At 61.1% G+C, this 19,340-nt stretch carries 14 protein-coding genes and 6 pseudogenes; 10 read left to right on the forward strand and 10 right to left on the reverse strand.

Annotated elements, in window-relative coordinates; translation table 11 throughout:
- A complete protein-coding gene (locus ACFQAU_RS17410; protein WP_067628389.1) occupies nucleotides 1–369 on the reverse strand; it encodes a response regulator transcription factor in 369 nt (122 codons plus the stop codon).
- Nucleotides 370–483: 114 nt separating this feature from the next.
- A complete protein-coding gene (locus ACFQAU_RS17415; RefSeq protein WP_132443569.1) occupies nucleotides 484–1,776 on the reverse strand; it encodes a helix-turn-helix domain-containing protein in 1,293 nt (430 codons plus the stop codon).
- Between the two features lie 233 nt (nucleotides 1,777–2,009).
- Between ACFQAU_RS17415 and ACFQAU_RS17420 the strand changes: the two genes are divergently transcribed.
- From ACFQAU_RS17420 to aat, 8 genes and pseudogenes are all read left to right on the forward strand, one after another.
- A complete protein-coding gene (locus ACFQAU_RS17420) occupies nucleotides 2,010–3,356 on the forward strand; it encodes a substrate-binding protein (RefSeq protein ID WP_067628327.1) in 1,347 nt (448 codons plus the stop codon).
- Between the two features lie 102 nt (nucleotides 3,357–3,458).
- A pseudogene (locus tag ACFQAU_RS17425) lies at nucleotides 3,459–4,486 on the forward strand (branched-chain amino acid ABC transporter permease).
- 3 nt (nucleotides 4,487–4,489) lie between these two features.
- Nucleotides 4,490–5,695 (forward strand): branched-chain amino acid ABC transporter permease, encoded by a 1,206-nt coding sequence (locus ACFQAU_RS17430; protein WP_120350855.1) that lies wholly within the window; start codon nucleotides 4,490–4,492, stop codon nucleotides 5,693–5,695.
- A 10-nt stretch (nucleotides 5,696–5,705) separates the two neighbouring features.
- A pseudogene (locus tag ACFQAU_RS17435) lies at nucleotides 5,706–6,469 on the forward strand (ABC transporter ATP-binding protein).
- A gap of 33 nt (nucleotides 6,470–6,502) precedes the next feature.
- Nucleotides 6,503–7,254, forward strand: a pseudogene (locus ACFQAU_RS17440) (ABC transporter ATP-binding protein).
- Between the two features lie 196 nt (nucleotides 7,255–7,450).
- Nucleotides 7,451–7,956 (forward strand): annotated as a pseudogene (gene accB, locus ACFQAU_RS17445) (acetyl-CoA carboxylase biotin carboxyl carrier protein).
- A gap of 9 nt (nucleotides 7,957–7,965) precedes the next feature.
- Nucleotides 7,966–9,317: pseudogene (gene accC / locus ACFQAU_RS17450) on the forward strand (acetyl-CoA carboxylase biotin carboxylase subunit).
- 5 nt (nucleotides 9,318–9,322) lie between these two features.
- Nucleotides 9,323–9,955: pseudogene (gene aat, locus ACFQAU_RS17455) on the forward strand (leucyl/phenylalanyl-tRNA--protein transferase).
- On the opposite strand, the gene ACFQAU_RS17460 reads toward aat, so the two are convergent.
- The gene (locus ACFQAU_RS17460; protein WP_067628342.1) at nucleotides 9,919–10,281 is read right to left on the reverse strand and encodes a DUF2155 domain-containing protein; all 363 of its coding nucleotides are present in this window, start codon (nucleotides 10,279–10,281) and stop codon (nucleotides 9,919–9,921) included. The pseudogene aat and the gene ACFQAU_RS17460 overlap by 37 nt on opposite strands.
- Nucleotides 10,282–10,336: 55 nt before the next feature.
- Entirely contained in the window at nucleotides 10,337–10,720 is a 384-nt protein-coding gene (locus tag ACFQAU_RS17465; protein ID WP_067628344.1) for an NADH:ubiquinone oxidoreductase subunit NDUFA12, read from the reverse strand.
- Between the two features lie 124 nt (nucleotides 10,721–10,844).
- Between ACFQAU_RS17465 and ACFQAU_RS17470 the strand changes: the two genes are divergently transcribed.
- Both ACFQAU_RS17470 and ACFQAU_RS17475 read left to right on the forward strand, forming a co-directional pair.
- Nucleotides 10,845–11,594: an FkbM family methyltransferase gene (locus ACFQAU_RS17470; RefSeq protein WP_386283698.1), complete on the forward strand. Its 750-nt coding sequence runs from the start codon at nucleotides 10,845–10,847 to the stop codon at nucleotides 11,592–11,594.
- Nucleotides 11,595–11,632: 38 nt separating this feature from the next.
- Nucleotides 11,633–12,619 (forward strand): glycosyltransferase family 61 protein, encoded by a 987-nt coding sequence (locus tag ACFQAU_RS17475; protein WP_386283995.1) that lies wholly within the window; start codon nucleotides 11,633–11,635, stop codon nucleotides 12,617–12,619.
- On the opposite strand, the gene ACFQAU_RS17480 is transcribed toward ACFQAU_RS17475, so the two are convergent.
- From ACFQAU_RS17480 to soxB, 6 genes are all read right to left on the reverse strand, one after another.
- A complete protein-coding gene (locus ACFQAU_RS17480; RefSeq protein ID WP_132443734.1) occupies nucleotides 12,616–12,990 on the reverse strand; it encodes a RidA family protein in 375 nt (124 codons plus the stop codon). The two genes, ACFQAU_RS17475 and ACFQAU_RS17480, sit on opposite strands and share 4 nt — an antisense overlap.
- Before the next feature lie 63 nt (nucleotides 12,991–13,053).
- Nucleotides 13,054–14,322, reverse strand: a complete 1,269-nt coding sequence (clpX, locus tag ACFQAU_RS17485; RefSeq protein WP_067939575.1) for an ATP-dependent Clp protease ATP-binding subunit ClpX — start codon at nucleotides 14,320–14,322, stop codon at nucleotides 13,054–13,056.
- A gap of 123 nt (nucleotides 14,323–14,445) precedes the next feature.
- Nucleotides 14,446–15,102 (reverse strand): ATP-dependent Clp protease proteolytic subunit, encoded by a 657-nt coding sequence (locus ACFQAU_RS17490; protein WP_067939572.1) that lies wholly within the window; start codon nucleotides 15,100–15,102, stop codon nucleotides 14,446–14,448.
- A gap of 120 nt (nucleotides 15,103–15,222) precedes the next feature.
- Nucleotides 15,223–16,278, reverse strand: a complete 1,056-nt coding sequence (locus ACFQAU_RS17495) for a c-type cytochrome (protein ID WP_132443573.1) — start codon at nucleotides 16,276–16,278, stop codon at nucleotides 15,223–15,225.
- Complete coding sequence (gene soxC, locus ACFQAU_RS17500; RefSeq protein ID WP_132443574.1) at nucleotides 16,262–17,521, reverse strand: sulfite dehydrogenase; 1,260 nt, start codon at nucleotides 17,519–17,521, stop codon at nucleotides 16,262–16,264. The genes ACFQAU_RS17495 and soxC overlap by 17 nt, the downstream gene beginning before the upstream one ends.
- 73 nt (nucleotides 17,522–17,594) lie before the next feature.
- A complete protein-coding gene (soxB, locus tag ACFQAU_RS17505; protein WP_132443575.1) occupies nucleotides 17,595–19,295 on the reverse strand; it encodes a thiosulfohydrolase SoxB in 1,701 nt (566 codons plus the stop codon).
- Nucleotides 19,296–19,340 lie beyond the last annotated feature (45 nt).

Raw genomic sequence — 19,340 nt, forward strand, 5'->3', positions numbered from 1 at the left:
TTAACTGGCGATCAGGTCGCGCACCGCGTCCAGCATCTCTGAGTTCGAAAACGGCTTGGTCATAAAGCGGCTGACCCCGGCCTTCTCGGCCATGGCGCGGTCCCGGCTTTGGCCGCGCGCGGTCAGCATCAGAACCGGCAATTCCCCCATCGCCGGGTCGCCGCGCAGCTCATCGAGTATTTCAAACCCGCTTTTGCCCGGCAGCATGACATCCAGCATCACCAAATCGGGCGATGCCTTGCGGATCACCTCTACCGCACCCGATCCATTGGCCAGCGTCTCCACCCGCCAGCCCTCTTGGCCCAACAAAAAGCGGATGGCCTCGGCGATATTCACCTCGTCCTCCACCAGAACTACGAGTTTGCTCATCGGCAAAAAATCTCCCCCTCGGTGTACGTTCGCCCCGTCTTGTTGCGGGGTCACGCGCACCGGGGCGAGCATGCATCGGTTTGGCAGCGCTGTCAAAAACTGCCTGAACCCCTGCTAGATTCCGTCGCGCAGGATCGACGGCTCACGCCGCGCGCGGCATCCTTCCACCGGACAAATGCGGCAGGTTGCGCCCACGGGCTGCGCGGGGGCCGCCCCTGATGGCACCGGCAAAAGCAACATGACCGATTGGCTCAAGGGCGGCGTATTGTAGGCGGCAGCGGCTTGAACCTCGCAGGTCGCGATCGCTTCGAACTGCGCCTGACCCCGGCCCATCTGCATGACGCGGGATTTCACCACCAGCCCCGGCTGGCCCTGCACCGCAAAAAGAGGCCAAAGCGGGCAACAGGCTCCAAAACGCGGCACGGTGAACCCTTCGATCGACTTGGCAAAGGTCACACTGCCCGACCGGTCACAAACCACCAGCCCCGCGCCCAGATCGGGCAGTGAGGCCAAGCGACGCAGCACCCGGCCCATCGGCTGGTCCAACCGGCGCGCCAATTCGGCTGGGTCATGGCCCGTCTCCTCAACGGTCCGCTCCAAACGCGCCAAGGGCAACGCCGCCGCGTCCCGCGCGATCTGCTGCAACACCCCCGTCGCGATATGCTGCGCGGCCTTGGTCTTGAGCGCATCGGCCTGCGCCACAAGCGCCGCGATTGCCTCTTGCGGGGCGCGGGCCTGCTCCAACGGGTCAAAGCGGTAGTCATGCGCGGCGAGGAAGGTTTCCACCTCCGCCTGCGGGGAATGGGCCACCTCACGGGTCTCGGCGGCATTGTCGAAATAGGTGACCAGCGCCTGCGCGCTGTCGGACAGGCGGCGGCTGTCTTGGTGGATATTCGTGTGAAACCTGTCGCGCCATTCGGGTTGCAGACTGTCCGTCTCTGCCAAGATAGAGGCGGTCGAGCGGATGGCGGCGGCCGTACTCAGCAATTCATGCATCGACGTGGCAAGCTGCGGGTCATGGGCCAAACGGTCAGACAGCGCCTCAACCGTCTGCTCTAGGGCCGCGATGCGACGCTGGCTGCTGGCAAGCACCTTGGCCCAGCCCGGAAACCGCCCGGCAAATTCATCCGCCCGGTCACTCTCGGGCCCGGTAAGCGCTGCATCCTCTGCCGCTTCGCGCAGTGTGGCGATCAGCGCGGCTTCGGCCCCTTCGGTCAACGCCTGCGGCTCGACACCAAGCGCATGGGCGATATTGAGCAACAGCTTCCCGCCGATTCTGCGCCGGTTGTGTTCGATGAGGTTCAGATAGCTGGCCGAGATCCCGCTTTGTTGTGCCAGTTCGGCCTGTTTCAGCCCCGCCATCACGCGCCGCTCACGGATGCGGCTGCCGGTCAGCCCCTCACGCATGGGACCGCGCCGCCCGATAATTCATGCGTTGTTTCAAGGTCTTTCTGCGGCGCAACATCATATTCTTTACAAACCTCCCTGGACGGTTGCGAATATATTTACAAAAAAATCGTTTCGATCAAGCGCCTTATTGATCGGTTTTCAGTTTCCGCGCCATAGTTTCTTTGCACTATTGCGTGTTGTGGCATCGGGGGAGGTTCCGGTGCCGCGACTTACAAAAATGGGAGGACTTCATGTCGTTTACGAAACTGACACGCCGCGGGCTGATTCAGACCGGCGCGGTTGCCGGTGCAGGGTTGGCGCTGCCGACCTATCTGCGCGCCGAGGCGCACGCGGGCTTTACCAATGCCCCCACGGGCAGCACGGTCACGCTGGGCTTTAACGTGCCCCAGACCGGCCCCTATGCCGAAGAAGGGCTGGACGAGTTGCGCGCCCAAGAGCTTGCGGTCGAGCACCTTAATGGCGGGGGCGACGGCGGCATGATGAACACCTTCAGCTCCAAGGCGCTGAAAGGGAACGGCATTCTGGGCAAGAAGGTCGAATATGTCACTGGTGACACCCAGACCAAATCCGACGCCGCCCGCGCATCCGCCAAGGCGATGATCGAAAAAGACGGCGCTGTGATGATCAACGGCGGCTCGTCCTCAGGCGTGGCCGTGGCGGTTCAGGGCCTGTGTCAGGAAGCGGGCGTGATCTTCATGGCCGGTCTGACACACTCCAACGACACCACGGGCAAAGACAAAAAGGCCAATGGTTTCCGTCACTTCTTTAACGGTTACATGTCCGCCGCCGCCCTCGCGCCGGTGCTGAAAAACGCTTACGGCGAGGACCGCCGCGCGTACCATCTGACAGCCGACTACACATGGGGCTGGACCCAGCAGGAATCCATCGCCGCCGCGACCGAAGCGATGGGCTGGGAGACCGTGAACAACGTGCTGACGCCGCTGGCGAGCACGGATTTCAGCTCCTACATTGCGCCGGTTCTGAACTCCGGTGCCGATGTGCTGGTGCTGAACCACTACGGCGGAAACATGGTGAACTCGCTCACCAACGCGGTGCAGTTCGGCCTGCTGGACAAAGAAGTGAACGGCAAGAAATTCGAGATCGTCGTGCCGCTTTATTCCGAGCTTATGGCCGCGGGTGCCGGTGCCAACGTGCAAGGTGTTATCGGCTCGATGAACTGGAACTGGCAGTTACAGGATGAAGGCTCCAAAGCCTTTGTGAAATCCTTTGGTGAGAAATATGGCCGTCCGCCTTCCAACTCCGCACACACCTGCTACGTGCAGACGCTGCTCTATGCGGATGCGGTGGAACGTGCGGGCACCTTCAACCCCTGCGGTGTCGTTGAAGCGCTCGAAGATTTCGAGTTCGACGGTCTGGGCAACGGTCCGGTGCTGTATCGTGGCGACGACCACCAGTGTTTCAAAGACGTGCTGGTCATGAAAGGCAAGGAAAACCCGACCAACGAATATGACACGCTGGAGATCGTCGAGGTCACCCCGCGTGCACAGGTCGAATACGCCCCGGATCACCCCATGTTCGCCGGCGGCGAATTGGGCAAGTGCAACCCGGGCGCCTGATCCACTGAACCTTTGGGGGCGCATCGGCCTTGCGCCGCGCGCCCCTTTTCTCACCACATGGGGCGCGCCCTCATGTGAACGCATCCCTTACAGGTGGGGTCCATGGACGCTGTTCTTCTGCAAATACTTAACGGGCTCGACAAGGGCTCGGCCTATGCGCTGATCGCGCTTGGGCTCACATTGATCTTCGGCACGCTTGGCGTGGTTAACTTCGCTCATGGGGCGCTGTTCATGATCGGGGCCTTCTGCTCGGTCACGCTGCAACGGCTACTGACGCTGAGTTTCGATACCATCGACGAGACCCAGAAAGATTTTCTGGGCAACCCGCTCAAGGTCAAAACCCCTATGTCGAGAATTGGTTTGGTACGGAGACGGGACAGGCCATAATCGATTGGTCGGTGCCGCTGGCGATCCTCTTTGCGATCCCGGTGATGCTGCTGATCGGCTTCATCATGGAACGCGGGCTGATTAAGCATTTCTATAAACGTCCCCATGCAGATCAGATCCTTGTGACCTTTGGCCTCGCCATCGTGCTGCAGGAAGTGGTCAAGTATTTCTACGGTGCCAACCCAATTCCCACACCCGCGCCCGAAGTGTTCAAAGGCAGCTTTGACTTCGCGCCGCTCTTGGGCTTGGACACGTCGCTGGCCTACCCCTACTGGCGTCTGGTCTATTTCGGCTTTTCCACGGTTATCATCGCCGCCGTCTTTGCTTTCTTGCAATTCACCACCTTCGGCATGGTTGTCCGCGCCGGCATGGCAGACCGCGAAACCGTTGGGCTTTTGGGCATCGACATCGACCGCCGCTTTACCATCATGTTCGGCATCGCCGCCGCCGTGGCGGGGCTTGCGGGCGTGATGTATGCGCCGATCAACTCACCCAATTATCACATGGGCATGGACTTTCTGGTGCTGAGCTTCGTCGTCGTCGTGGTCGGCGGCATGGGCTCTCTGCCCGGCGCGGTGCTGGCGGGGTTCCTGCTGGGAATCCTCGAAAGTCTCGCCTCCATGAATGAAATCAAAAGCATCATCTACGGTATCGACCAGATCATCATCTACGTCGTTGCCATCGTGATCCTGCTGGTCCGCCCGCGCGGTCTGATGGGTCGCCGCGGCGTGATGGAGGAATAAGACATGTTCGGACTGGAAAAACGCGATACGCTTCTCTTGGGGGTCGTGGTCGTTCTCACGCTCTTTGCCCCCTTCATCCTCAACCCCTTTCCGGCGGATTCGGGCCTTGCGCAATTTAACGCAGGCTACCCCGACCTGATGCAACGCTTTGTGATCTTTGGCATCTTTGCGATCGGGTTTAACATCCTCTTTGGGCTGACCGGCTATCTCTCCTTTGGTCACGCGGCCTTTCTGGGTGTCGGTTCTTACTCTGCCGTCTGGATGTTCAAACTGCTCAGCTACAATGTCGTGCCCGCGCTGGTACTGGCCGTCATCATGGCGGGGCTGTTCTCGGCGCTCATCGGCTTTATCAGCCTGCGGCGGTCGGGCATCTACTTCTCCATCCTGACGCTGGCCTTTGCGCAGATGTCGTTCAACCTCGCCTATTCGGTGCTGACACCGATCACCAATGGCGAGACGGGATTGCAGATCTACAACTCTGATCCGCAGTATCTTCAGTCTGTCGATGCACCGTCATTCCCCAACCTTTTCGGCGCGGCGATGAACTCTTCGACGACGCTGTTCTTCGGCGGATGGACCTTTACCTTTTCCGTTGGCTACTACTTCTGCGCAATCTTCCTGATCCTCGCCTTCTATCTGGCGATCCGCATCTTCCGCTCGCCCTTTGGGATGATGCTGCGGGCGGTGAAGTCCAACCAGCAGCGGATGAACTACACGGGCCTGAACACCCGGCCCTACACGCTGGCGGCATTTGTGATCTCTGGCATGTATGCCGGGCTGGCCGGTGGCCTGCTGGCCGCGATGGACCCGCTTGCCGGGGCTGAGCGGATGCAGTGGACGGCCTCAGGCGAAGTGGTGCTGATGACCATCCTTGGCGGCGCGGGCACCTTGATCGGGCCGGTGCTGGGCGCAGGGTTCATCAAGTACTTTGAAAACATCTTTGCCAAGATCAACGACAACGTGCTGCACGGCTGGTTTGCCTTCATGCCCGACGGGATCGAAGACGCGATGGTTGCGATCATCCACCCCTTCGTCGGCAAGGGCTGGCACCTCACGCTGGGCTTGCTGTTCATGCTGGTCGTGATCTTCCTGCCCGGTGGGCTGGTCGAAGGTGGCCAACGTCTGGGCCGTGTCTTCCGCCGCCGGGACAAGAATGCAGGCTCGGTCGAGGCCGACGCCGCCCAACGCCGCAGCGAAGCCGCAGAATAGGAGAGACATCATGTCCATTCTCGAAGTCAAAAATGTCGGCAAACGCTTTGGCGGTCTGCAGGCGCTGAGCGATGTGAACCTGAGCGTGGCAGAGAACTCTGTCCATGCGATCATCGGCCCCAACGGGGCAGGCAAATCCACCCTGCTGAACTGTCTGGTGGGCAAGCTTATCCCCGATACCGGCTCGGTCATGTTCGACGGCCAGTCGGTGCTGGGGCGCAAACCCTATGAGATCAACCAGATGGGCATCAGCCGCGTATTCCAAACGCCTGAAATTTTTGGCGATCTCACGGTGATGGAGAACATGCTGATCCCCTGCCTTGCCAAACGCGACGGGGCATTCCAACTCAACGGTTGGTCGCGCGTCGTGGGCCAGCAAGATGTGATCGACAAGGCCGAGGAAATGCTGCGCGACATGAACATGATCGACAAGCGGCATATGCATGCGGCGTCCCTCTCGCGGGGGACAAACGGCGGCTGGAGATCGCGATGTGCCTTGCCCAAGATCCGCGCCTGCTGCTGCTGGACGAACCTACCGCGGGGATGGCGCGGGCCGATACCAACAATACGATCGACCTGCTGAAACAGATCAAGGACGAACGCGACATTACCATCGCAATCATTGAACACGACATGCATGTGGTCTTTTCGCTGGCCGAGCGGATCACCGTGCTGGCCCAAGGCACGCCGCTGGTCGAAGACACCCCCGACCGGATCAAGGGCCACCCCAAGGTCCGCGAAGCCTATCTGGGCGAGAGCCAAGACGCCGCCTGATCTATCCTGTTGCCGAACCCCAAGGACACCCCGATGAGCACCGACACGCTAGACAAAAACGCCAACCACGCCCAAACCGCCCCGGCCTTCCTCTCGGTCTGGGACATTCACGCCTATTACGGCGAGAGCTATATCGTGCAGGGGGTGAGCTTTAACGTCCACGAAGGCGAAATTCTCGCGCTGCTGGGCCGCAACGGCGCGGGCAAGACCTCAACCCTGCGGGCCATCTCAAGGGTCAGCGACCCGGAACTCAAGCGCGGCGAGATTTGGCTTGATCATCAACCGCTGCACAATATGGCCAGCCACCAAGCCTCGGCTGCGGGGCTGGCGCTGGTGCCCGAAGATCGGCGCATCATTTCTGGCCTCACGGTCGAAGAGAACCTCAAGCTGGCCCAGATCGCCCCGCCCATCGGCTGGTCACTCGACCGGCTCTATGACCTCTTCCCGCGCCTGCGCGAACGGCGGAACCAAGAGGGGTGACCCTTTCGGGCGGGGAGCAACAGATGCTCGCCATCGCCCGCGCCTTGGCCCGCGACATTAAGGTGCTGCTGCTGGATGAACCCTACGAAGGTCTTGCCCCGGTGATCGTAGATGAGATCGAAAAGACGCTGGGGCTGATCAAGGCGCAGGGCATCACCACCATTCTGGTTGAGCAGAACGCCGTGCGCGCCCTGAAACTGGCCGACCGTGCGGTGATCCTTGATACCGGCGGCGTGGTCTTTGACGGCACCGCGGCAGAGGTGTTGGACAACGCGGAACTGCGGGCGGAATACCTCGCGATCTGACCCTAGGTGACCTTGACCCGGTGCGCGAAGATGTGGCGCGGCCTCATTCTTGCGCCCCGGGGGCCATTGCGCGGCAAAAAACCGATCCTACCCCTAGACAACAGTTGGCTTTTCATGGCTTTGCCCATGCCCTATAAGCGAGCCAATCAATCGCGCAGCGACGGGCTGCCGGCCTGTCGAAATCTTCGAGGATCCAATGACAAAAAACACCCATGACAGTGACGTGGCCTTCATCAAGGCCCTCGCCGAGCTGCTGAACGAAAACGACCTGACCGAGCTTCAGGTGAAACGCGACTATGCCGAGGATGACAGCCTGAACGTGCGCGTCAGCCGCAAGCCGCCGCAGCAGGTCATGGCCGCCCCCAGCAGCAGTATCAAGCCGCCCCCGCGCCTGCCGCTGCACCGGCCCCCGCCGCTGCTGCCTCCGCAGCCGCCGCACCTGCCGCTGACGCCGATCCGGCTGATCACCCGGGTGCTGTGACATCGCCCATGGTCGGCACCGTCTACCTGCAGGGTGAGCCGGGCGCGCCTGCGTTCATCTCCGTTGGCGCTTCGGTTTCCGAAGGCGACACGCTGCTCATCGTCGAGGCGATGAAAACCATGAACCACATCCCCGCGCCCCGCGCCGGCACCGTCAAGCGCATCCTCGTCGGCGACGGCGATGCCGTTGAATTCGGTGCCCCGCTGGTGATCCTGGAATAAGGGCCGGACATGTTCAGCAAAATCCTAGTCGCCAACCGGGGAGAGATCGCGCTGCGCGTCATCCGCGCGGCCCGCGAGATGGGCATCCAGACTGTCGCGGTGCATTCCACCGCCGACAGCGACGCGATGCATGTGCGCATGGCCGACGAATCCGTCTGCATCGGCCCGCCCTCCTCCACCCAATCCTACCTCTCGATCCCCGCGATCATCGCGGCCTGTGAAATCACCGGGGCCGAAGCGATTCACCCCGGCTACGGTTTCCTGTCGGAAAACGCAGGATTTGTGCAGGTGATCGAAGACCACGGTCTGACCTTCATCGGCCCCACCGCCGAACACATCCGCGTCATGGGTGACAAGATCACCGCCAAGGACACGATGAAAAAGCTCGGCGTGCCTTGCGTGCCCGGCTCGGATGGTGGCGTCGCATCGCTCGAAGACGCCAAGCGCTTGGGCGAAGAAATCGGCTATCCGGTCATTATCAAGGCCACGGCAGGCGGCGGCGGCAAGGGCATGAAAGTCGCCCAAACCGCCAAAGACATGGAAAAAGCCTTCCAGACTGCGCGGGCCGAGGGGAAATCGAACTTCGGCAATGACGAAGTCTATATTGAAAAATACCTCACCACCCCCGCCACATCGAGATTCAGGTCTTTGGGGATGGCAAGGGCAACGCGGTCCATCTGGGCGAGCGCGACTGCTCGCTTCAGCGCCGCCACCAGAAGGTTTTCGAAGAGGCCCCCGGCCCCTCGATCACCGAAGAGGAACGCGCGCGGATCGGTAAGGTCTGCGCCGACGCCGTGGCCAATATCAACTACATCGGCGCGGGCACGATCGAATTCCTCTATGAGAATGGCGAGTTCTATTTCATCGAAATGAACACCCGTCTTCAGGTGGAACATCCCGTGACCGAGGCGATCTTTGGTGTCGATCTGGTGCGCGAACAGATTCGCGTGGCCGAAGGGCTGCCGATGTCCTTTACCCAAGACGATCTGACCATCAATGGCCATGCCATCGAAGTCCGCATCAACGCCGAAAAACTGCCGAATTTCGCGCCCTGCCCGGGCAAAATCACGCAGTATCACGCCCCCGGCGGGCTTGGCGTGCGGATGGATTCGGCGCTTTATGACGGCTATTCGATCCCGCCCTATTACGACAGTCTCATCGGTAAGCTGATCGTGCATGGCCGCGACCGCCCCGAAGCGCTGGCGCGTCTTGGTCGGGCCTTGGGTGAGCTGATCGTGGATGGTGTCGATACCACCGTGCCGCTGTTCCACGCGCTGCTGGCCGAAGAAGACATCCAGTCGGGTGGCTACAACATCCACTGGCTTGAGCATTGGCTGGAAACCAACCTCGGTAACGCCTGACACCGATGTCGGATCTGACACCAGAGATCCTGCTCCACGGCTATTCCATCGGGATATTCCCCATGGCCGAACACCGCGACGACCCAGAGATTTTCTGGGTCGATCCGCGGCGTCGGGGGTGATGCCGCTCAATGGTTTCCACATCTCGCGCTCGCTCACCCGCGCCATGCGACGCAGCACTTTTCACCACACGATCAACCGCGATTTCGATGGTGTCGTCGCCGGCTGCGCAGACCGCGAAGACACATGGATCAACGCCGAGATCACCGCCCTCTACACCGCGCTGCACCACGCAGGCCACGCCCATTCGCTTGAGGTTTGGGAGGGCACAGCACTGGTGGGCGGGGTCTATGGCGTAACGCTGGGCCGCGCGTTTTTCGGCGAAAGCATGTTCTCCCGCCGGACCAACGCCTCAAAAATGGCGCTGGCGGCGCTGGTGGATCGGCTTCGCCATGCGAGTTTTACCCTCTTTGACACGCAGTTTCTGACCGATCACCTTGCCTCTCTCGGGGCGCAAGAGATCAGCCGCGCGGAATATCACGCGCAGCTCGATGTGGCCAAACGCGGCACTGCACGGTTCGACGCGGGGGTTAGTCAGTTTTCAGGACGTGCTGCAGCGCATGACCCAGATGTCATAGCGAAAATGCTCCAGCGCGTGCAGCGCCGGGGCCGAAGCGATCATCCAGCCAGAAAAAAGCGCGCCGCTGCTGCCCTCTTCGGTGATCTCAAGCGCGGCATAGGCATTGGCCGCCGGATCGCCCGCCGGATAGCGGCAATCGACCATGGAGATCTGCAAATTGCCCAAAGAAAGGCTGTCGCCCTTGGCAATCTCCAGATCGATCGTATCGCCGGAAATCTTGTCCAAAGCGCGCAAAACGCCACCCGTGGCACTGGCGATCTGTGCGCCCTCTTGGGCATGCAGCGGCGCGGCCAGCAAAAGCGCGGCCAAGAGAAGCTTTTTCATTCATCCACCCGGATTGCGTGAAACTTGGGGCCGCACCTCAGGCGCGGCCAACCGATCATTCAGGCTGCCAGGCCTCATAGTCCTTACGCTCGACAGGTTCGGCGCGGCGCAGCGACCCGGCGGGCGCATAGGCCATGGCGGTGCCGGTGCGATTCTCGACATGCGCCTTTTCCCACGGTTTGTGGATCAGCGGCTTGTCGGTTGGCGGCTCGTCCCATGTGCGGTGCAGCCAGCCATGCCAATCGGGGCTCACGCGGCTGGCCTCGGCCTCACCGTTGAAGATGACCCAGCGTTTGCTGTCATCGGCGTTGCGGTAATAGATATTGCCCTGCGCGTCTTCGCCCACCTTGCTGCCCTTGCGCCAAGTGAAAAGCTGGGTGTTCAGCGTCTGGCCGTTCCACCAAGTGACGCCGCGCAGAAGTGAATTGAGAATGCCCATCGAGGTCTCCGTTCCTGTTGTCCGTTATATGCACCATGGAGGCTTTGGCGTCCAGCCTCGCCGCAAAGGAGCTTGGCGCGCGGGCGACCTCTGGCTAGGGTTAGAAAAACGAAAGAGGGCAGCGATGACTGAGGCAAGAGGGGCCGCACCGGCAGCGGCGAAATGTCATGGCATCAATGTGCCCCAGTCGCCCTTTCTGAACGAGACGCGCATCCAGCGGATCAATGCAGGCCGCTACGAGCGCCAAGAGATCGATGGCGCGTTGGCGGTCGTCCGCCCCGGTGACCGGGTGCTTGAGATGGGCGCGGGTCTGGGGCTGGTGGGTGCGATCGTCGCCAAAAAGGCCGCGCCCGAAGCGGTGCTCTCGTTCGAAGCAAACCCAAACTTGATCCCCCACATCCGCGCGCTCTATGCGCTCAACGGACTTCAAGAAAAAATCACTCTTCGAAATCAGGTGGTGATCTCTGCCCCCGACCGGCCAGAAACCCTGCCGTTTCACCTGCGCAACTCTTTCCTCGGCTCCTCTCTCATCGACAGCGACATGCGTGAGACGACGGAGGTTCAGGTGCCCACCGCAAGCTTTGATGACATCCGCCGCAGCTTTAAACCCGACGTGCTGTTGATGGATATCGAAGGCGGCGAGTTAGAGTTTCTGCGCCATGCCGCGCTCGACGGGCTGCGCGCCGTGGTGATGGAATTCCACCCCGAGGCCTATGGCCGCGAGGGGATGCGCGAATGCAAACGCATCCTTGAGCGCGCCGGATTTCGCAAATCACCCGGGCATTGCACCCGGCAGGTTTGGGCCTGTACTTTTGATCCCGCCGAGCGCCCGCCCGTCCCCGAGGGGGCTGGTCGACCGAGATCACGACCTTAGATAATGCGCTGGTCATCCTGCCTGAGGACAGCGGGTTGGTGCAGCCCGCCGGGGTGTTGCACAGCGATGGCCGCCCCTGCCCTCAAGCCGCACTTTGGCGCAACGGTCGCGCGCTGACCACGCCGCCAGAAGCACCGCAGGGCAAGGTGGCTGAGCGCAGGGGCACATGGCTTTGGGGTGGTGTCCTCTGGCTGCATTTCGGGCATTTCTTGGTTGAAAGCACCGCGCGTCTTTGGGCGCTGGATCACCTTGAAGAAGAGATCGACGGCATTCTCTTTATCCCCAAACGCCCCCGAAACGGCGGAGAGGTGGCAGGGTATCAGCGTGATTTCCTTGCCCTTCTGGGCTGCGATAAGCCGCTGGTGAGTTTAGACGCGCCAGCGCAGGTCGAGCGGTTGATCGTACCGGGGCAAGGCTTTGGCCTGGGAAGTTTGATCACCGGCACAGAACCCTACCGCAACACCATCGCCAATCGGTTCGCGCAAGAGATCGCGCCCGAGGGGCCAGAGAAGCTCTATATCAGCCGCAGTAAATTGCCCGCAGGGCGCGGCAATCTGATCGGTGAAGAGGCGCTGGAAACCTATCTGGCGGCGCAGGGCTACACCGTCTTTCACCCCGAGAAACACGGGCTGCGTGAACAGATCGCGGTCTATAAGGCGGCAAGGCAGATCATCGCCGCCGAAGGGTCGGCCTTGCATCTCTTGGGAATGGTCGCCCGGCCCGCGCAGCAAGTGGCCATCGTCGTGCGCCGCCCGTCCTCTGCCACGCGCGGGTTGGAACAGCACCTGCAGAGTTTTGCGGGGATCACCACCGCCACGCTCTGCCACCTTACCCGCTCGTGGAAACCGCTCGGAAAGGCCAAGGCGCGGCTTTGGATGGGGGAGCTTGATATGCCCGCGTTGCAGGATAGCCTACGGGAGACGGGTTTTATCGACGACAGCGGGCCGCTTTGGGCAAACCTTGATCCCGCAGAGGTGCGCGCCCGGCTGGGGGATGACTTTGAACTGGTGCCCGAGAAAGACTAGCCTTCTACCCCCGTGCGCAGCATCGCGGTGACTTCGATCTCAATGCGGTATTTGGGGTCAATCAGCCCGCATTCGATCATCGTCGCCGCAGGCGGGGTCGCGCCAAATGCCGCGCGCAAAAGCGGCCAGCAAGGTTCAAACTCCGTAGCGTCGGGCAGCATGTAGGTGACGCGGACCACATGGGCGAAATCACTGCCCGCCTCTGCCAGTGCCCGCTCAATCGTCGCCAATGCGGCTGCGCATTGCGCTTTGACATCAGCCCCTTCACCGACGCAGCCCGAAACATAGACCATGCCGCCCGCCATCACGGCGCGGCTGTAGCCGATCTTTTCCTCATAGGCGCCGCCCGATGAAATCCGCTTCATGATCATCCCTTTCATGCAAAAGGGCGGACCCTTTGGCCCGCCCTCTATCTTTCTGCCTAGCGTCGCGTCTTAGCCCGCGCTGGCTGGCTCTTTGCTTTCGCTGTCGGCGTGGATCATCAGCGGCTTGGCCTCGGATGTGACGGCCTCTTCGTTGACGACCACCTCGGTCACCGTCTCCAACCCCGGCAGTTCGAACATCGTGTCGAGCAGGATGTCTTCGAGGATGGAGCGCAGGCCCCGCGCGCCAGTTTTCCGTTCAATCGCGCGTTTGGCAATCGCCTGTAGCGCGTCATCGGTGAAGGTCAGCTGCGTGTCTTCCAGTTCGAACAGACGCTGGTATTGCTTGACCAAAGCGTTCTTCGGCTCGGTCAGAATGGTGACCAGCGCGTCTTCGTCCAGATCTTCGAGGGTCGCCAGAACCGGCAGACGACCGACGAATTCCGGGATCAGACCGAACTTCAACAGGTCTTCCGGCTCAAGATCGGTGAAAATCTCACCGATGCCGCGCGCGTCATTGTCACGCACGTCAGCGCCAAAGCCCATGGCTGAACCCTTGCCCCGCGCCGCGATGATTTTGTCGAGGCCCGCAAAGGCACCACCGCAGATAAAGAGGATGTTGGTCGTGTCCACCTGCAGGAATTCCTGCTGTGGATGCTTGCGCCCGCCTTGCGGGGGCACAGAGGCCACGGTGCCTTCCATCAGTTTCAGCAGCGCCTGCTGCACGCCCTCGCCCGAGACATCACGGGTGATGCTGGGGTTTTCGGACTTGCGCGTGATCTTGTCGACCTCGTCGATATAGACGATGCCGCGCTGCGCACGTTCCACGTTGTATTCAGACGATTGCAGCAGCTTGAGGATGATGTTCTCCACATCCTCGCCCACATAACCGGCTTCGGTCAGCGTGGTCGCATCGGCCATGGTGAAAGGCACATCCAGAATGCGCGCCAGCGTTTGGGCCAGCAACGTCTTGCCGCAGCCGGTGGGGCCGATCAGCAGGATGTTGGATTTCGCCAATTCGATATCACCGCCCTTCTGGGCGTGGTTCAACCGTTTGTAGTGGTTGTGGACCGCCACCGAGAGCACGCGTTTGGCCATCGCCTGACCGATCACGTAATCATCCAGCACGCCGCAGATGTCGCGGGGTGTCGGCACGCCGTCGGTCGCCTTGAGGCCCGAGGCTTTGGTCTCTTCTCGGATGATGTCCATGCACAGCTCGACGCATTCGTCACAGATGAACACGGTCGGCCCCGCAATCAGCTTGCGCACCTCGTGCTGGCTCTTGCCGCAGAAGCTACAGTAGAGCGTATTTTTGCTGTCGTTGCCGGAATTATTCGCCATCTCAAACCTTTCAGGTCTGTCGTGTATGTTCGCCCCGAACGTGAGGCTGCGAGATTTGGCCTCAAGCTTAGGCCAGTGACCCCGGCGCTACAATCGCAAAATATGCAGCGCCGGGCCCCTCTATTACTTGTCTTTCTTGTCTTTGCCGCTGGCGGCGGCATCATCGGCCTTGCCACGGCTTTCGACGATCTCATCCAAGTGGCCCCATTCTTTGGCTTCTTCGGGGGTCATCCACAGGTCACGGTCGAGCGCTTTTTGAACGGTTTCCAGCGGCTGGCCGGAATGTTTGACGTAAAGCTGGTACATCCGCTCGCGGGTCCGCTCGATATGGCGGGCCGAGATCAGGATGTCTTCGGCCATGCCCTGCGAGCCGCCCGACGGCTGGTGGATCATCACTTCGGCATTGGGCAGCGCGAAACGCATGCCTTTTTCGCCGCCAATCGCAATGACCGACCCCATGGAGGCTGCCATGCCGCAGATCAGGGTCGAGACCTTGGGTTTGATGTATTGCATCGTGTCATAGATCGACAGACCCGCCGTCACCTCGCCACCGGGCGAGTTGATGTACATGCTGATTTCCTTGGTCGGGTTCTCCGCCTCAAGGTGCAGAAGCTGGGCGACGACCAGATGGCTCATCCCGCTGTGGATCGGGCCGTTGACGAAAATGATCCGCTCTTTCAGCAAACGCGAGAAGATGTCGTAGGACCGCTCGCCCCGGCTGGTCTGCTCAACCACCATCGGGACAAGCGTATTCATATAGGTGTTGATCGGATCGTTCATGCGTGCCTGCCTCAGTTCCTGTTCGCGGGACCATACCCGCAAAACTGTTACCCAGAGATTAGTCCCCCCGGTATGGGGGTTCAAGGGGGCAGGCACGTCAGTTTTCTCTAATCGCCGCAATCACTCCGACGCATCACGCAGGTAGGCGATCAGCGCGTCGATGTCTTCTTCTTTGCGCACACCGGGGAAAGACATTTTCGTGCCTTTCATATAGCCTTTGGGGCTGGCCAAAAACGCGCTCAGCTCACTTTCGGTCCAGACCAGCCCGGCCTCGGCGGCGGCGGCCATCGGCTTGGAATACCGGAACCCATCGACCGCGCCCGCCGGGCCATCCACGATGCCGTTCAGCACCGGGCCGACCCGGTTTTTGGCCTTGGCGCCGATCTGGTGGCAGGATTTGCATTTGCGGAACACCTTTTCGCCGGCTTTGATAAGCGCCGGGTCGGCGGCAGGAGCCTCGGCGACCTCAACCGCCGGTGCCTCGGCGGGCGGCGCTTCGGGGGTGGGTTCGGCGGCTTGTGCCTCTTCGGCCTTGGCGGCGGCTTTGGCGGCGGTTTCTTCGGGCGTCACATCCAACACGGCGGCGCGCATGGTGATTTCGACCGATGGTTTGCAGTCGCTCATGCAGGGCTCTTCTTTAAAGGCCGCAAACTCCACCTCTGCCCGGTCATCGGGTTTGAAGGCCTCCTCATTCGGCAGACGCGCTTCGGCAAAGTTGTCCGAAGAAAGCACGAAATCCTCGTCCACCTCATCGTTGAGATAGAGCAGATAGGCCGTGATGGCATAGACCTCATCATCGGTCAGCGACTGCGCGTTGCCAAAGGGCATCGCCCGATTCACATAGTCGTAAACCGTTGAGAGATATGGCCAATAGCTGCCGATCGTCTTGACGGGACGTGCATCGGACAGGCTGCCCTGCCCGCCCGCCAGCACCGGCCAGCGGCCTGTGCCTTCCCCAAAGACCCCGTGACAGGCCGAGCATTTCTCGGTGTAGATTTTATCTCCGGTCAGCACATCGCCGCTGCCCGCAGGCAGGCCCAGACCGTCGGGGCGCACGTCGATGTCCCAAAGGGCGATTTCCTCGGGCGTGGCGGCGCGACCTAGGCCCAGAGGCTCGGCGGCAATGGGGCTGGCCATGGCGCTGGCCAGCAGCGCAAGTTTAAGAAATCTCGACATTTTCGGCCTTTCCGTCAGCGTCAACAGCCCAAGTTTGGATGCCATTGTTGTGGTAGATCGAATTCTCACCCCGGATCTCGCGCAGGGCATTTTTGGTGGGCTGGACATAACCGGTGCTGTCATGCGCACGGCTTTGCAAAAGCAGCGGTTTTCCGTCCCATTCGAAATCATAGTAGAAACGGTGCAGCGCCTTGGGCGTGCTTGGCCCGTCCATCCGCGCCTGATGCCATGTAATACCGCCATCAAGGGTCACATCAACGCGCGGAATGGTGCCGCGACCCGACCACGCCAGACCGGTGAGCACGGTCGGCCCCGGTCCGTGGGTGATCGGCGCCTGTGGGCTGGGACTGGTGACGACGGATTTCGCATCCATCTCCCAAGTGAAGCGCCGCGCCACGCCATCGGCCATGAGGTCGGTGTATTTGCTGGTTTCTTCACGGTGGTGCCAAGGTTGATCGCCCACTTCGAGGCGGCGCAGCCATTTGACCCACATGTTGCCTTCCCAGCCGGGCACAACCAGCCGCACCGGGTAGCCCTGTTCGGGGCGCAGCGCCTCGCCGTTCATCTTGAAGGCGACAAGGCAATCGTCGAGCGCCTTCTCCATCGGGATCGAGCGGGTCATGGCGGCGGCATCGGCCCCTTCGGCAAGCAGCCACTTGCCCTCGGGCTTGATTCCCGCCTCTTCCAGCACCAGCCGCAGCGGCACGCCGGTGTACATGACGTTATGGATCATGCCGTGGGTAAACTGGCAGCCATTAAGCTGTGAGCCGCGCCACTCCATCCCGGAATTCGCCGCGCATTCAAGGAAGTAGACGTGGTTCTGCCGGGGAAAACGTTTGAGGTCTTCCATGGTCAGCACCAAGGGCTTGTCGACCAACCCGTGGATCATCAACCGATGCTGGGCCGGATCAACGCGGGCAACGCCCGAGTGGTGACGTTCAAAACACAGACCATTGGGGGTGATCGTCCCGTCGAGGTCATGCAGCGGCGTGAAATTGATCGAGCTTACCGGATCGGCAGTAAGCCACTCCACTGTGCGGCGTTTCACATCCGCCTCATGCGGTGATGGCATCCCGTAAGGCGCGGCATCAACGCCGTCGCCCAATTCCTGCATCCACGGATGAATGGCAATTGCCGGGTCCGTCTGGGCGCTGGCGCGGCCCGCCAGCGTCCCTGCGGCCACCGCCCCTGCCCCTGTCAGAAAGGCACGGCGCGATGGCCCAGTTTGGTTTTCGTCGGTCATGTCGTGGCCCTCACATATTCAAATTCATTTTATTGAATTTGTTGGTGCGTGAGAACCCCTATTCTGCTTTTTCTCAGTCTGGCAGAACGATTTCCACTGGCGTGCGTGCGCCATCGGAAACCGTTCCCAATTTAGCGATATGGCTTTCGACCACATCCCAAATCGGCGGCCCTTCGGTGCCCTCGTTGACAGAGGCCCATCCGGCGACGACATAGTTCCGCTGCGGGTCAATCGGCTCACCGGAACTGAGCAAGGTCATGTCGCTGATCCGCTCACCCTGCGGCTTGGCGATGTCCATCTTAAAGCCCATGCCGCCGACGCGCACCATGTCGCCGCCCTGCTGGTAATAGGGGTCGGGGTTGAACAGGTTATCGCCCACGTCTTCCAGTACGACCTTCAGAAACTCCCCTGTCATTTCCGTGCGATAGGCATTGGGATAGGTCATCGAGGTAACGTTAAAGATATCTTCGCGCGTGATGTCTTGGCCCGGCATGATCGACGGCCCCCACCGCACACCGGGGCTCAGCGCGATCTCGGCATCGCGTTCGCTCAGCAGGGCGTCGCAGATGAGGTCATCCCACGTGCCGTTGAAGTTACCCCGGCGGTAGAGCAGCGCGTCGCTTTGCCCCACCACATGTGTCAACTCATCCAGATAAGGCGCGCGCTGCGCGTCGATCAGTTTGGCCACCTCTTGATCGGGGGTGATGAGGTCCGAGAAAATTGGGATCAGCTTGTGCCGGATGCCCATCATTTTGCCATCGCGCACGTCCAGATCCACGCGGGAAACGAATTTCCCGTTCGAGCCAGAGGCGATGATATGCGTCTGCCCCACCAACACCGGTTCGGGCAGCGCGTCATGGGTGTGACCCGACAGGATCACGTCGATCCCCTTGACGATCCCGGCCATCTTCTTGTCGACATCAAAGCCATTGTGGCTGAGGCAGACGACCAGTTCGGCGCCTTGCGCGCGGACCTCGTCGACCATCTCCTGCATATGCTCATCGCGGATGCCAAAGGAATATTCGGGGAACATCCAGCCAGGGTTGGCGATGGGCATGTAGGGGAAAGCCTGCCCGATCACGGCGATCTTCACGCCGCCGCGCTCGAAAAACTCGTAGGGTTTGAACAGTTCCGCAGGCTCGTCCCATTCGCGGTCAAAGATGTTCTGGCCAAGGGCGGCAAAGGGCAGCCCCTCGACAATCTCCTGCACCCGTTCGGAGCCCAACGTAAACTCCCAATGGAAGGTCATCGCGTCGGGCTTCAGCGCGTTCATCACGTTGACCATGTCCTGCCCTTGGGTCTTAAGACAGGTCATCGAGCCGTGCCACGTATCCCCGCCGTCCAAAAGCAGCGCATCAGGCCGGTCGGCGCGGATCGCGTTGAGCACGGTCGCCACGCGGTCAAGCCCGCCCACCTTGCCGTAGGCCTGCGCCTGGGCGACGAAATCATCATAGGTCAGCGCGTAATCCAGCGGCGTGCCGCCGCCGATGCCATAGCGAATGCGGAAATCCTCGCCGGTGATATGGGGCACCTTGCCGCGGTTATCGCCGACGCCGATGTTGACCGAGGGCTCGCGGAAATAGATCGGCTTCAGCTGCGCGTGGATGTCGGTCACATGCATCAGGGTGACATTGCCGAACTTCTCGAATTCCAGAAGCGCGTCCTGATCGAAACGGTCCTGCGCCGCCAGCCGCGCCCAGTTGCCGAAGCCCGAGCCGCCGTAGATGGAGGCCGCAGCCATAGACATTTGCAGAAAATCACGGCGAGACAGCATGTTACGCTCCATCACTTGAAAACAGGGAAAAGTCCCGCCCCCTCG

This window comes from Sulfitobacter profundi (assembly GCF_042661425.1).
Classification (GTDB): domain Bacteria; phylum Pseudomonadota; class Alphaproteobacteria; order Rhodobacterales; family Rhodobacteraceae; genus Sulfitobacter; species Sulfitobacter profundi.